General features: G+C 65.2%; 11 protein-coding genes. 7 read left to right on the top strand and 4 right to left on the bottom strand.

All coding sequences use genetic code 11. From position 1 onward, the window contains the following. The first annotated feature begins 1 nt into the window (after position 1). The 5 genes from glnK to AAIL67_RS07790 all read left to right on the top strand — a co-directional run bounded on the left by glnK (position 2) and on the right by AAIL67_RS07790 (position 5,114). Positions 2 to 340 carry a P-II family nitrogen regulator gene (gene glnK / locus AAIL67_RS07810; RefSeq protein ID WP_003059648.1) on the top strand — a complete coding sequence of 113 codons (339 nt, stop codon included), beginning with the start codon at positions 2 to 4 and terminating at the stop codon, positions 338 to 340. A gap of 39 nt (positions 341 to 379) precedes the next feature. Further along, positions 380 to 1,732 (top strand): ammonium transporter, encoded by a 1,353-nt coding sequence (amt, locus tag AAIL67_RS07805; protein WP_063662727.1) that lies wholly within the window; start codon positions 380 to 382, stop codon positions 1,730 to 1,732. A gap of 132 nt (positions 1,733 to 1,864) precedes the next feature. Continuing rightward, positions 1,865 to 3,013: a glycolate oxidase subunit GlcE gene (glcE, locus tag AAIL67_RS07800; RefSeq protein ID WP_063662725.1), complete on the top strand. Its 1,149-nt coding sequence runs from the start codon at positions 1,865 to 1,867 to the stop codon at positions 3,011 to 3,013. A gap of 18 nt (positions 3,014 to 3,031) precedes the next feature. After that, positions 3,032 to 4,285: a glycolate oxidase subunit GlcF gene (gene glcF / locus AAIL67_RS07795; protein WP_343483703.1), complete on the top strand. Its 1,254-nt coding sequence runs from the start codon at positions 3,032 to 3,034 to the stop codon at positions 4,283 to 4,285. A 76-nt stretch (positions 4,286 to 4,361) separates the two neighbouring features. Further along, entirely contained in the window at positions 4,362 to 5,114 is a 753-nt protein-coding gene (locus AAIL67_RS07790) for a ProQ/FinO family protein (protein WP_045839249.1), read from the top strand. A gap of 55 nt (positions 5,115 to 5,169) precedes the next feature. Here AAIL67_RS07790 and AAIL67_RS07785 read toward each other — a convergent pair whose 3' ends face one another. Both AAIL67_RS07785 and AAIL67_RS07780 read right to left on the bottom strand, forming a co-directional pair. After that, positions 5,170 to 6,600, bottom strand: a complete 1,431-nt coding sequence (locus tag AAIL67_RS07785) for an aldehyde dehydrogenase family protein (RefSeq protein ID WP_343483702.1) — start codon at positions 6,598 to 6,600, stop codon at positions 5,170 to 5,172. A gap of 104 nt (positions 6,601 to 6,704) precedes the next feature. Beyond that, positions 6,705 to 8,831, bottom strand: coding sequence for a PQQ-dependent dehydrogenase, methanol/ethanol family (locus tag AAIL67_RS07780; protein ID WP_343483701.1), 2,127 nt, complete (start codon positions 8,829 to 8,831; stop codon positions 6,705 to 6,707). A 161-nt stretch (positions 8,832 to 8,992) separates the two neighbouring features. On the opposite strand from AAIL67_RS07780, the gene AAIL67_RS07775 reads away from it, so the two are divergent. Next, on the top strand, positions 8,993 to 10,135 hold the full coding sequence (locus AAIL67_RS07775) for a helix-turn-helix domain-containing protein (RefSeq protein ID WP_224651052.1): 1,143 nt from the start codon (positions 8,993 to 8,995) through the stop codon (positions 10,133 to 10,135). Positions 10,136 to 10,259: 124 nt separating this feature from the next. Beyond that, complete coding sequence (locus tag AAIL67_RS07770) at positions 10,260 to 10,775, top strand: AmiS/UreI family transporter (protein WP_003070509.1); 516 nt, start codon at positions 10,260 to 10,262, stop codon at positions 10,773 to 10,775. A gap of 129 nt (positions 10,776 to 10,904) precedes the next feature. On the opposite strand, the gene AAIL67_RS07765 is transcribed toward AAIL67_RS07770, so the two are convergent. Both AAIL67_RS07765 and lplT read right to left on the bottom strand, forming a co-directional pair. Next, complete coding sequence (locus AAIL67_RS07765; protein WP_224649492.1) at positions 10,905 to 11,789, bottom strand: DMT family transporter; 885 nt, start codon at positions 11,787 to 11,789, stop codon at positions 10,905 to 10,907. A gap of 87 nt (positions 11,790 to 11,876) precedes the next feature. Then, a complete protein-coding gene (lplT, locus tag AAIL67_RS07760; RefSeq protein ID WP_034351410.1) occupies positions 11,877 to 13,178 on the bottom strand; it encodes a lysophospholipid transporter LplT in 1,302 nt (433 codons plus the stop codon). Positions 13,179 to 13,304 lie beyond the last annotated feature (126 nt).

Below are 13,304 nucleotides of genomic sequence, written 5' to 3'. Positions count from 1 at the left end.
CATGAAAATGGTGATCGCCATCATCAAACCCTTCAAGCTCGACGAAGTGCGTGAAGCTCTTTCCCAAATCGGTGTTCAAGGCATCACCGTGACCGAAGTCAAGGGCTTTGGCCGTCAGAAGGGCCACACCGAGCTGTACCGCGGTGCCGAGTATGTGGTGGACTTTCTGCCCAAGCTGAAGATCGAGGCCGCGATTGCCGACGATCTGGTCGATGCCGCCATCGACGCCATCGAGGGCGCAGCCCGTACCGGCAAGATCGGCGACGGCAAGATTTTTGTGCAGGCGCTGGAGCAGTCGATCCGTATCCGTACAGGAGAAACCGGCGACGCGGCCCTGTAAAGGCCCAGTCTCTCTGGAACCGTTTTGAGAAAGATTGCCATGATCAAGAAATTATTGAGCGCAGGCCTGGGACTGGGCCTGCTGGCTGCCGGCGCCACCGGCTTTGCCCAGGAAGCTGCAACGGCTGCCGCCGCCGCAGCGCCTGTGGCCGAAGCAGCGGCCGAGGCCGTTCCCACCCTGAGCGCCGGCGACACCGCCTGGATGCTGACCTCGACCATGCTGGTGATCCTGATGGTCATCCCCGGCCTGGCGCTGTTCTACGGCGGCCTGGTGCGCAGCAAGAACATGCTGTCCGTGCTGGCCCAGGTCTTTGTGATCTTTTCGCTGATCACCGTGCTGTGGGCCATCTACGGCTACTCGCTGGCCTTTGGCGGCGAGGGCAAGTTCTTCGCAGGCTTCGACAAGCTGTTCCTCATGGGCATCACGCCTGACACGCTGTCGTCCATGCTCAAGACCATCCCCGAATATGTGTTCGTGGCCTTCCAGTCCACCTTCGCCGCCATCACCGTGGCGCTGATCGTGGGAGCGTTTGCCGAGCGCATCAAGTTCGCGGCCGTGATCGTGTTCTCCGTGCTGTGGTTCACCTTCAGCTACATCCCCATGGCCCACATGGTGTGGGGCGGCGGTCTGCTGGGTGCCGATGGCGCGCTGGACTTCGCGGGCGGCACCGTGGTGCACATCAACGCCGCCGTGGCCGGTCTGGTGGGTGCCTACATGCTGGGCAAGCGCATCGGCTTCGGCAAGGAAGCCCTCCCTCCGCACAGCCTGACGCTGACCATGGTGGGCGCCTCCCTGCTGTGGGTGGGCTGGTTCGGCTTCAATGCCGGCTCTGCCGGTGCCGCCAACGGCGTTGCCGGCCTGGCCTTCATCAACACCATCCTCGCGACCGGCGCTGCCGCCATCTCCTGGATCGTGGCCGAAGCCCTGCTGCGCGGCAAGGCCTCCATGCTGGGCGCTGCCTCGGGTGCCGTGGCCGGTCTGGTGACCATCACGCCCGCCGCCGGTTTCGTCGGCCCCATGGGCTCCATTGTCATGGGCATCATCGCCGGCCCTCTGTGCTTCTGGGGCGTGTCCGGTCTCAAGCGCCTGCTCAAGGTTGACGACGTCTGCGACGTGTTCGGCGTCCACGGTGTCGGCGGTATCCTGGGTGCCATCCTGACCGGCGTGTTCTGCGCCAAGGGCCTGGGTGGTATCGAGCCCGAAGGCTACAACATGGCCCACCAACTGTGGGTGCAGGTCGAGAGCGTGCTGGTGACCATCGTCTGGTCCGGCGTGGTCTCCTATGTGGCCTACAAGGTTGCCGATCTGACCGTGGGTCTGCGTGTCTCGGAAGAGTCCGAACGCCAGGGCCTGGACATCACTTCCCATGGTGAGGTGGCCTACACCCGCTAAGCGGCAGGCTCTTCGCAAGTTCAGTTTCATTACGTTGCCCCGCAGTGCAAGCTGCGGGGCTTTTTTATTCACGCCTGCTTTTCAAAAAAATCAAAGATCAGGCCTTCCTGCCCCGGGGGCGCCCCGGCTACCATGCAGGCCATGGATTCAGCCACCAGCCAAATCAATCAGCTCGGCGAGCGCATTCGCGCCGCTGCCAGTGACAAGACCCCGCTGCGCATCTGCGGCGGCGGCAGCAAGGACTTCTATGGCCTGCGTCTGCAGGGCGAGCCGCTGTCCACGCGCGCGCTCAGCGGTATCGTCAGCTACGAGCCCAGCGAGCTGGTGGTGACCGTTCGCGCCGGCACGCCGCTGGCCGAGCTGGAGGCAACATTGGCCAGCCAGGGCCAGTGCCTGGCTTTCGAGCCGCCGCACTTCGGCGCCGCCAGCACCGTGGGAGGCATGGTCGCCGCAGGCCTGTCCGGCCCGTCGCGTGCCAGCGTGGGCGCAGTGCGCGACTTCGTGCTGGGCCTGGAGATGATCAACGGCCAGGGCGAGCTGCTGCGCTACGGCGGCCAGGTCATGAAGAATGTGGCCGGCTATGACGTCTCGCGCCTGATGACGGGCAGCTGGGGCACGCTGGGCCTGATCACCGAGGTCAGCCTCAAGGTCCTGCCCGTGGCTCCGGCCGAGGCCACGCTGCGCTTTGACGCCTGCAGCCAGGCGCAGGCGCTGGACTGGCTCAATCACTGGGGCGGCCAGCCTCTGCCGCTCAATGCCAGCAACTGGCTGGAAGAAGACGGCAAGGGCACGCTGTATCTGCGCCTGCGCGGCGCCCGCGCCGCCGTTCAGGCCGCCACACTGCGCCTGGGTGGCGAGCGGCTGGACAGCGATGCCGTTGCCGCCGGCTGGAGCGCCAGCCGCGATCTGAACCTGCCCTGGTTCCAGCAGCGCGCTGCCGATCATTGCCTGTGGCGTCTGTCCACTCCTGCGACCGCAGCGCCGCTGCCATTGCCGCAAGGCGCAGCAGGCCCGTTCATCGACTGGCATGGCGCACAGCGCTGGGTGCAGGCCCCGCGTTCGGCGGCGGCCGCCTTGCAGCAACTCGCGCAGGCAGCTGGCGGGTCCGCTTCTCTTTTCAGAGCCGAGGACGCCAGCCAGACAAGCGCCAGCAGCGATCTCGATGCGCATGCACAGGCCAGCCCGGCCGGCCGCACATCGGCACAGCTGCATGCCCGCCTCAAGCAGGCCTTCGACCCCGCCGGCATTCTCAATGTGGGCCGTCTCTCGGCGCATTGGTAAGAACAAGGACAGCACCCCATGCAAACCAATCTCGCGCCCGAATACCGTGCCACGCCCGAAGGCCAGGAAGCCGAAGCCATTTTGCGCAAATGCGTGCATTGCGGCTTCTGCACCGCCACCTGCCCCACCTACCAGACCCTGGGCGATGAGCTGGACGGCCCGCGCGGCCGCATCTATCTGATCAAGCAGGTGCTGGAAGGGCAAACACCCACGCGGGCCACGCAGCTGCACCTGGACCGCTGCCTGACCTGCCGCAACTGCGAATCCACCTGCCCCAGCGGCGTGCAGTACGGCCATCTGGTCGATATCGGCCGCAAGATCGTCGATGAACAGGTCGAGCGCCCCACGGGCGAGAAGCTGCAGCGCTGGCTGCTCAAGGAGGGCATGAATTCCCCGCTGTTCGCCCCCGCGCTGAAGCTGGGCCGCGCCGTGAAAGGCCTGCTGCCGGAGTCTTTGGGCGAAAAAATACCGACCGTCCAGGATGCCGGTGCCTGGCCCGTGCGCGAGCATGCACGCAAGGTGCTGCTCCTGGCAGGCTGCGTGCAGCCGGCCATGATGCCGCGCATCAACTACGCCACGGCCCGCGTGCTGGATGCCGTGGGAGTGCAGACCGTGATTGCCGACAAAGCCGGCTGCTGCGGTGCGGTGAAGTTCCACCTCAACGACCAGGACGGCGGCAAGGCCCAGATGCGCGCCAATATCGACGCCTGGTGGCCGCTGGTGGAACGCGGCGAGGTCGAGGCGATCGTGATGAACGCCTCGGGCTGTGGCGTCACCGTCAAGGAGTACGGGCATCTGCTGCGGCTGGAGCCGCAATACGCCGACAAGGCCGCGCGCATCAGCGCCTTGACCCGCGACCTCAGCGAACTGCTGCCCTCCATGCTGCCCGAGCTCGTGGACAAGCTCAAGGACCGCATCACGGCGCCCCGGGCTCCCGTGGCCTATCACCCGCCCTGCACACTGCAGCATGGGCAGCAACTGCGCGGCGGCGTGGAAGCGGGCCTGCGCGAGCTGGGGTTCGATCTGCGCGTGGCGCGCACCGAGTCCCATCTGTGCTGCGGCTCTGCCGGCACCTACTCGGTGCTGCAGCCCGAGATCTCGCACCAGTTGCGCGACCGCAAGATCGCTGCACTGGACGAGCCGTTCGCCCCAGAAAAGCCCGCAGCGATTCTCTCGGCCAACATGGGCTGCATCGTCCATCTGCAAAACGGCACCGAGGTCCCGGTCATGCACTGGGTGGAGCTGCTGGATCAGGCCCTGGCTGCCGGCTGACACCCCCGCATGCCACTGCAGTTTGCAATGCTGGCATGATTGGGGGTTTTGTTTTCCCAGGCCCACGGGCTTTGCCATGACTGAAATCGTGTCTGAATCACAAGAGCAGAAAGCCTCGCAAGCGGCATCGCAGCACAGCGTGCAGGACTCGCAGCCCGGCTCACGCTCGCGCCGAGGCGGCCGTGGCCGCCAGAACCCGGCTCCCGCAGCCAAAGCCGCCCCGCAGGCCGCACGTCCGCAACACCCCTTGCTGGAGCAGCTGGCACAGTGGCACCCGGCCCTGTTCGGCGAACAGCTGCTGCCCTTCAAGCGCGGCATTTTTGAAGACCTGCTGGCCGCCCACCCGGAGCTGGACAAGGACGCACTCAAGAGCGCGCTGCAGCAGCACACCCGCTCCGGTCGCTATCTGGCGGCCATGGCCAGCGGTCAGCAGCGCCATGACCTGAGCGGTCAGCCCGTGGAAGCCACGCTGCCCGAGCATGTTCACCACGCGCTGATCGAAGTCTTCCGCCGCCGCCAGCAGCGCACGCAGGAAGACCTGACGCCCAAGCTGCGCAACCGCATCGTCGTCGCCTACGAAGCCTCCGGTCTCACGCGCGAGGAATACGCCGAGCGCGTGCAGGGCCGTGACGAAAAGACCAACGCCCTGGTGGTAGATGCCCTGGCCGAGGCCGATGCCCGCGCCGCCAAGGACGAGGCGCTGTTGCGCTCCTTCCAGCTCAGCGGCCAGACTTCGGAGCAGGAGTTCGCCGAGATGTACGGCATGAATCCGCGTCAGGTCGTACAGCAGCTGGAACGCGCGCGTCGCCGTCAGCAGAATATTCAGTAAAAATAGCTGCTGACGCCCATCAGATGGGCACCAGCAGCTATTGATTTTGAATAGATCAGGCCGCGCCGTAGCCCATGACAGCCTTGGTTTCGAGGAAATCGCGGAAACCGTGCTCGCCCCATTCACGGCCATTGCCTGACTGCTTGTAGCCGCCGAACGGCGCATTGAAGTCAGGCCCCGCGCCGTTGAGGTGGACCATGCCTGTGCGCAGGCGCGCGGCCACGCGGCGCGCACGCTCCAGGCTGCCCGATTGCACATAACCCGAGAGGCCGTACACCGTGTCGTTGGCCATGCGGATGGCGTCTTCCTCGTCGTCGTAGGGAATCATCACCAGCACGGGACCGAAGATCTCTTCGCGCGCAATGGTCATGTCGTTGCTCACGTCGGCAAACACCGTGGGTTTGACAAAGTAGCCCCGGGCCAGCCCTTCGGGGCGGCCTGTGCCGCCCGCCACCAGGGTCGCGCCCTCTTCAATGCCCCTGCGGATCAGGGTCTGGATCTTGCCCCATTGCGCCTCGCTGACCACGGGGCCCATGTGCATGCCCTCGGCCAGCGCATCGGCCACGGTCGCTGCGGCGGCGACGCTACGGGCAATCTCCACGGCCTGCCCATGCAGGGCGCGCGGCACGAACATGCGCGTGGGTGCGTTGCAGCTCTGGCCCGAATTCATCAGCACCGCCTGCACGCCCTGAGTCACGGCCTTCTGCAGGTTGGCGTCATCCAGCACGATGTTGGCAGACTTGCCGCCCAGTTCCTGGGCCACGCGCTTGACGCTGTCGGCCGCGGCCTTGGCCACGGCAATGCCTGCGCGCGTGGAGCCCGTGAAGGTCATCATGTCTATGCCGGGGTGGGAGGACATGGCCTCGCCCACACCGGGGCCGTCGCCGTTGACGAGGTTGAAGACGCCTGCCGGCACGCCGGCCTCGTGCAACACCTCGGCCACGAGCAGGGCATTGAGCGGAGCGACCTCCGAGGGCTTAAGCACCATGGTGCAGCCCGCGGCCAGGGCCGGGGCGACCTTGCACATGATCTGGTTGATGGGCCAGTTCCAGGGCGTGATCATGCCGACCACGCCCACGGGCTCATGCACGACGGCCGTGCTGCCCTGCACATGTTCGAAGGCGAAGTTCTTGAGGACCTCGATGGTGGAGCCCAGATGGGCCACGCCCATGGCGGCCTGTGCCGCCTTGGACAGCCACAGCGGCGCCCCCATCTCCTGCGAGATGGTCTGCACAAAGTCGCCGTAGCGGCTCTGGTAGACCTCCAGCACCTTGACCAGCAAGGCCAGGCGCTCTTCGCGGCTGGTGCGCGAGTAGCTCTCGAAGGCGCGACGCGCGGCGGCCACGGCCTTGTCCACGTCGGCGGCCGAGCCCATGCTGATGCGGGCAATGGCTTGCTCGCTGGAGGGATTGATGACCTCCAGGCTGCGCGGGCTGACCGGATTCACCCATTGGCCGTCGATATAGAACTGCAGATGGTCTTGCATGAGGCTATTTCCTTGGTATCGAGTCAAAAGAAGAGGTTTGCGATCTGGGCCCGCCGGTGCGTGACTCGGGCGCACCGGCGCACCGGCGTGGTGAAGTGCAGGCTTCAGGGCTTGGGCCGGATGGCGTCCGCCGTACCCTGGATGAAGGCCTTGATGGACTCCACGTCATCGCCCGACAGCTTGCCCGTGAAGTCCGGCATGCCGCGCGCCATGGCCGGGCCCTTGAAGACGAAGCTGGGCAAGTTCTCGATATAGCTCGCGTCCATGTAGCCCAGGTTGGGAATATTGCCGCCGCGGTCCACGCCAGGCACGCCATGACAGAACACGCAGTTGGCCACGTACAGCATGGTGCCGGCCTCGACCTTGGCGGGGTCGTATTTCACGCCCTGCAGCAACTGGCCTGTGCGCTGGGCCACGAATTCCGGCATCCTGGCCTTGCCGCCCACGACGAAGGTATAGACCGTGCCCGGCCCCTGGCGCTCGGTGGCGCGCGCAGCCAGGCCGTAGACACCGCCCCAGCCCACGGCCACCGAGACATACTGCTTGCCGTCCACCATATAGGTGCTGGGCGCGGCCACCACGCCGGTGCCCGTGGGCGTTTCCCACAGCTTTTCGCCGCTGGTCGCGTTATAGGCCACAAAGCGGCCATCGGCCGTGCCCTGGAACACCACATTGCCCGCCGTGGTCAGCGTGCCGCCGTTCCAGGGCGAGACATGCTCCACGCTCCAGGCAGCCTTTTGCGCAACCGGGTCCCAGGCCAGCAGGCGGCCAAAAGGCTTGCTCTTGGGCGGCTCGGCATTGAAGAACTTGGCCGTGTTCCAGCCCGTGCCCGACTGGGGCTTGCCCGGTCCGGCCTGGTTGAACTCCCATTTCTTGTCGTCCATCAGGTTGACGGGCACGTTCTGCGCAGGCAGATACACCAGGCCAGTCTGGGGGTTGAAGGACATGGGGTGCCAGTTGTGCGCGCCATAGGGGCCCGGCACTGCATCCTGGGGCTTGCTGCCGTCGCGTGCCGCAGCAATGCCGATGGGCTTGCCGTTCTTGTCGTAGCCGCTGGCCCAGTTCACGGGCACGAAGTTCTTGGCCGAGATGAACTTTCCATTGGTGCGGTCGAGCACGAAGAAGAAACCGTTCTTGGGCGCATGCAATATGACCTTGCGCGGCTTGCCGGCGATCTTGATGTCGGCCAGGATCATGGGCTGGGTGGAGGTGTAGTCCCAGTTGTCGCCCGGCGTTTCCTGGTAGTGCCACTTGTATTTGCCGGTGTCGGGATCCAGAGCCACGATGGAAGCCAGATACAGGTTGTCGCCGCCCTTGGGGCTGCGCACCTTGTGCGACCAGGGCGAGCCGTTGCCCGTGCCCACGTACATGGTGTTGAGCTCGGCATCGAAGGTCATGCTGTCCCACATGGTGCCGCCGCCGCCGGCCTCCCACCATTTGCCGCTGGGATCCCAGGTCCTGGCGGCGCGTTTCATGGATTCGTCCTCAAAGGGTTTGGACGGATCGCCGGGCACGCTGAACCAGCGCCATTTCTGCTCGCCGGTCTCGGCGTCATAGGCCGTGATGTAGCCGCGCACCCCATATTCGGCGCCGCCGTTGCCGATGATGACCTTGCCCTTGAACACGCGCGGCGCGCCCGTGATGGTCAGCGACCCCTTTTGCCCCTCGAAGGTATTTTTCTGCCAGACCTCCTTGCCGGTGGCGGCATCGAGCGCGATCAGGCGGCCATCCCAGGCACCCACAAAGACCTTGCCCTTCCACAGCGCCACGCCACGGTTGACGACGTCGCAGCACCCCTTGAAGCCGGTGCTGCGGTCGACCTGCGGGTCATAGGTCCAGATCCTGTTGCCGGTACGGGTGTCGATGGCGTGCACCACGCTCCATGAAGCACTGACGTACATGATGCCGTCCACGACCACAGGCGTGGCCTCCACGCCGCGCGTGGATTCGAGGTTGTACGACCAGGCCAGGCCCAGGTCCTTGACGTTTGCGGCATTGATCTGATCGAGGCGGCTGTAGCGGGTCTCGGCATAGTCCACGCCGGTGGTGGGCCAGTCGGGCGTCTTGGCGGCATTGGCGCGGATGAAAGCGCCATCGACGCGCTGCACGGCGGCCGCGGCCTGCGCCGCAGGGTCGGCTTGCGCGAGGGCCGCTGCGCTGCCCAGGCAGGCGGCCAGCATCCAGGCCATGCGACCGGGCCGTCCATGAGAGTTGTCGATCAGCCGTTTCATCGAGGTCTCCTGTTGTGATTGCTATGCCGCAAAGCATGGTGTATCGCCTGTTTTTCTTCATGATCGGGATTTCCCCAGGCTAGAACTGTTCCATTGCGGAACACATTGACCGCTCCTGCGGACAGCCTGGACATGACATGAACGTTGATGAGCCACGCGCGATGGACGCGCTACAGCAGTGCTTCTCGAGCACCGGGGCAGAGCGGGCCTTGCAGGCTCGCCGCCAGTTCTTCGAGGCCGGCATACGCCCCTCGGGCCTGGTCAGCGAGGCGGTCATCCAGTCCTGGCTGCGCAGCCAGCGCCAGCACTGCAATGGACGGCGGCTGGCTCTGGCTCCGGTCAGCCCCAGCCGGCTGCATGCCACGCAGGAGCGCTGCCGCGGCCTGCTGCAGGCGTTGCAGCACGAGCTGCCGACCCTGGAGCAGGCACTGGCGGGCACCGGCACGCGCGTGATGCTGACGGACGACAAGGGCATCGTGCTCCATGTCTCCCCGGCATCCATGCGGCCCCGTGACGAGCGGATCGGCCTGAACATGTCCGAGCAGGCCATGGGCACGACCGCACCGGGCATCGTCGCCGCCACCGGCCAGGCCTGCACCGTCACCAACGGCGAGCACTATTTCGACGAGCTGCACGCCTTCCGCTGCGCAGCAGCACCCATACGCGACGTGCACGGCCGCCTGGCCGGGGTGCTCAATCTGATGGTGGAGCAGCAGCATTTCAGCTTCGATGCCGGTCCCGTGGTCGGCATGTACGCCACGACCATCGAAAACACCTTGCTGCAGGCTCAGTCGCACGAGCATCTGGTGCTGCGCTTTCAGGTGACGCCAGCCCTGCTGCACACACCGCTGCAGGCGCTGATGGGCGTGGCCGCCGATGGCCGCGTCGCCTGGATGAACGGCACCGCAGCCCAGCTCATCGGCCAGCCCTTGGACACAGCGTGCAGCGCGCAGGAACTGCTGGGCCATGATCTATCGCGCCTGCTGCAACTGAGCGGCCAGCCCGGCCCCGCGCCGCTGCGCCTGGCCAGCGGCCTGGGCGTCTGGATGCAGGCGCAGCTGCAAACCTCGCACGGCCTTGGCTCGCACCTGGACACCAGCAGCGCGGAAGACTTGGCCTGCCCTGCAACCACCGAAGCAACGCCCGTCGCCGAGGCACAGCCCCTGGCAACGCTGCGCGAGCACAGCGCGCAGCTGATCAGGGAGACGCTGGACCAGCATGGCGGCAATGTCTCCCAGGCCGCGCGCGCCCTGGGCATCTCGCGCGGTACGCTGTACCGCCGCCTGCGCGGCGGTCGGGACTAGGGTTTCTGAGCCCATTCCCGACCCATGGCGCAAGACTCTTTTGCGTTCGCCCAGGGTTCCGCCCCGCCCCGCTCGGCCCCACAATCCTGGCCGCGCTGCACCGGCCTGCAGCCAAGGAGCGTGTATGTGGTTGGGTTTGTCGCTGTTTTATGTGGGTGCGGTGCTGTTTCTCAACGGCCTATGGATGCTGGGCAAGATTGCCGACAAGGAAATCTGGGTCATCAATATCTTCACCGGGGTGGTGTCGCTATGCATAGGACTTGCCAGCATCTTCGGCCCGGCGGCCGACGCGGCATCGGTCAAGAGCGGCGCTCTGACCCTGCTGTTCGCCTTCACCTATCTCTGGGTGGCTTTCAATCGCTTCAGCGGTGCCGACGGCCGGGGTCTGGGCTGGTTCAGCCTGTTCGTGGCGATCACCGCTGTTCCCGTCGCCCTCGATACGCTGACCAGCGCCAGCTCGGGGCTGGACTGGTGGATGGGCGTCAACTGGGCCGCCTGGGCCGTACTCTGGGCCTTGTTCTTCGCGCTGCTGGCCCTGAGGAAAAGCATTGAGCGCCCCACGGGCTGGCTGTGCATTGCCCAGGGCGTGCTCACGGGCTGGGTGCCCGGATACCTGATCCTGGCGGGGAAGCTGATGTGACCCCCTGAGGCGCTGTGCGCCTGGGCGGCCCCGCCTTCCCCCTCTCTCTTCGGGAGGGGGACGACACCTTCGGTGCGGGGCGGCGCGGCCGGCCCAGGCCCCTCCTCGGTGTCCTTGATGTGGTTTGGGCTATTTTCTCGGGGCTCTGCCCAAGGTGGCCAGCAAGGCTGCTCCCATGATGAGCGCACCGCCGGCCAGCGTGCGTGCGCTGAGCTGCTCGTGGGCGATGAGCACCGAGGAGATGCTGGCAAACACCACTTCCGACAGCATGACCACCGAGGTCACGCCCGAGGGCAGACGCGCTGCGCCAAATTGCAGAGCCCAGTTGCCAAACATCAAAACCACGGCCAAGCCAAGTGCGAGAAAGCCCCAACTGCTATCAAAAGCAGGAAAGCCCGGCACCATTCCAGCGCTGCTGGCGCTCAAGGCGGTCAGCAGGCCCATGCTCATGCAGCCGGCAAACATGGCCAGCATGCGGGCCTGGGCCGGAATGCCTTGAAAGCGGCGCAGCAACACATTGGTCAGCGCAAACATGAAGCCGCCGAACACGGCCAGCGCATCGGCCAGGGTGAGACCGGCAAACAACCCGGAGAGCGAGGCATCGGCGGGCAGCAACACCAGCACCACACCGCCAAAGGCCAGCAACAGGCGCAGCAGCGCCATGGGCGTGGGCTTTTCGCCCAGCAGCTTCCAGGCCAGCAACACCGCCCAGGCCGGCATGAGATAGAACAAGAGGATGACGCGCACCACGTCGCCCACGGTCACGGCCCAGTTGAAAGCCACGTTGTTCAGGCCCGAGCTGGCAGCCAGCAGCAGGAGCACCGGGTATTGCCAGGCCTGCCTGAGGCTGGCGGGACGCAGCGCCAGCAGACCGGCCAGCACCAGCGCATACATCGATGCCGTGGCCCACAGCGGATGCAGTCCGGCCTCATGCATGAGACGAAACGGCCACCATGACAAGCCCCAGATAAGGGCATTGAGCAGCAGCGCAAATACAGGCAGTGGACTATGCATAAAAAAGGCTTCTAACGTTTGCTCTGCAAGCGTTAGAAGCTATTGATCGTGTAGTGAATGCAGCTTGCCGGCGCCAGCTGCAGAGCTTCAATGGCAGTCGCGGCGGGCGACTTCCAGCAGCTTTTCAACCTCTGCCGGGTGCCTTCTGCAATTATTCCAGTGCCAGATGCCGATCAGCACCATGCTAGCGGCAACCAGCAGACCGAATACCGTGATCGCACCAAAAGCAGTCAATCCCATTTTGGTGGACAGGCTGTAGAAGCCGCCCATGGCCAGAATGGCCAGTTGCTCGTTGAAGTTCTGCACCGCAATCGAGCGACCCGCCCCCATGAGATTGTGGCCGCGATGCTGCAGCAGGGCATTCATGGGCACGACCAGAAAGCCGCCCAGACCGCCAAGCAGGATGAGGAAGGGCACGGCCACCCAGAGATTGTCGATAAAGATCATGCAGACCACGAGCAGGCCCATGAGTACGCCCAGGGGAATCACACGCGTGGCGTTGTCCAGGCGCATGCGCATGGATGCCAGCACTGCACCGACGGCCGTACCGATTGCCACCACCCCCACCAAGGCCGAGGCCTGTGTGGTGCTGTAACCCAGGGCAGCGGCCCCCCAGGCCAGCACGATATAGCGCAAATTGCCCGACGCCCCCCAGAACAGCGTGGTGGTGGACAGCGAAATCTGGCCCAGCTTGTCGGCCCACAGGCGCTTGCTGCACTGCCAGAAGTCGGGCAGCAGACCCAGCAGATTGGCAACCAGGCTCTTGTTCGGGTCTTCGCGCAGCGGGCGCATGGCCACGCCCGTCAGCGGAATATGCAGATTGAACCAGGCCGCCACGACGTAGATCAGGATCAGCAGGGCAATTGCGGCCTCGGCTGGGGTGTCCACGCCGGTATTGAAATACGGGAAGTCAAAGCCCAGCAGATGCTGGGAAATGGTCGGCCCCACCAGCTGGCCGCCTACCAGCACGCCCAAAATGATGGAAGTGATGGTCAGCCCCTCGATCCAGCCATTGGCCTTGACCAGTTGAGAGGCCGGCAGCAGCTCGGTCAGGATGCCGTACTTGGCCGGCGAATAGGCGGCCGCGCCCAGCCCGATGACGGCGTAGGCGATCAAGGGATGATGGCCGAAGAGCATCATCAGACAACCCATCACCTTGATGGCATTGCTGATGAACATGACCTTGCCCTTGGGCAAGGCGTCCGCAAAGGCTCCGACAAAGGGGGCCAGGACCACATAGAACAGGGCGAACATGGGCACCAGGGCAGCACGTTGCCACTCGGGGGCACCATTGGCACGCAACAGCTCTACAGCGGTCACAAACAAGGCGTTGTCTGCCAGCGAGCTGAAAAACTGCGCTGACATGATGGTGTAGAAACCGCGCTTCATGAATTAGCTGTAACTGGCACCGGACGGACCGATGCCAAGGAAATAATAGACCCCGTGGCAAGTGACTGGCGGTTATATCACGCAGGCTCCAGCTGACAGTGCCAGAATCCCACTGGTCTGATTGAG

The organism is Comamonas sp. A7-5 (assembly GCF_039581385.1).
Lineage (GTDB): Bacteria > Pseudomonadota > Gammaproteobacteria > Burkholderiales > Burkholderiaceae_C > Comamonas > Comamonas thiooxydans.
This window is presented reverse-complemented; position numbering and strand designations above follow the sequence as displayed.

Bases quoted from the DNA above. Each gene is read 5' to 3' on its own strand.
- AAIL67_RS07765 (WP_224649492.1), bottom strand. From the start codon at position 11,789: ATGCATAGTCCACTGCCTGTATTTGCGCTGCTGCTCAATGCCCTTATC.
- AAIL67_RS07780 (WP_343483701.1), bottom strand. From the start codon at position 8,831: ATGAAACGGCTGATCGACAACTCTCATGGACGGCCCGGTCGCATGGCC.
- AAIL67_RS07770 (WP_003070509.1), top strand. From the start codon at position 10,260: ATGTGGTTGGGTTTGTCGCTGTTTTATGTGGGTGCGGTGCTGTTTCTC.
- lplT (WP_034351410.1), bottom strand. From the start codon at position 13,178: ATGAAGCGCGGTTTCTACACCATCATGTCAGCGCAGTTTTTCAGCTCG.
- AAIL67_RS07790 (WP_045839249.1), top strand. From the start codon at position 4,362: ATGACTGAAATCGTGTCTGAATCACAAGAGCAGAAAGCCTCGCAAGCG.
- amt (WP_063662727.1), top strand. From the start codon at position 380: ATGATCAAGAAATTATTGAGCGCAGGCCTGGGACTGGGCCTGCTGGCT.
- AAIL67_RS07775 (WP_224651052.1), top strand. From the start codon at position 8,993: ATGGACGCGCTACAGCAGTGCTTCTCGAGCACCGGGGCAGAGCGGGCC.
- AAIL67_RS07785 (WP_343483702.1), bottom strand. From the start codon at position 6,600: ATGCAAGACCATCTGCAGTTCTATATCGACGGCCAATGGGTGAATCCG.
- glnK (WP_003059648.1), top strand. From the start codon at position 2: ATGAAAATGGTGATCGCCATCATCAAACCCTTCAAGCTCGACGAAGTG.
- glcF (WP_343483703.1), top strand. From the start codon at position 3,032: ATGCAAACCAATCTCGCGCCCGAATACCGTGCCACGCCCGAAGGCCAG.
- glcE (WP_063662725.1), top strand. From the start codon at position 1,865: ATGCAGGCCATGGATTCAGCCACCAGCCAAATCAATCAGCTCGGCGAG.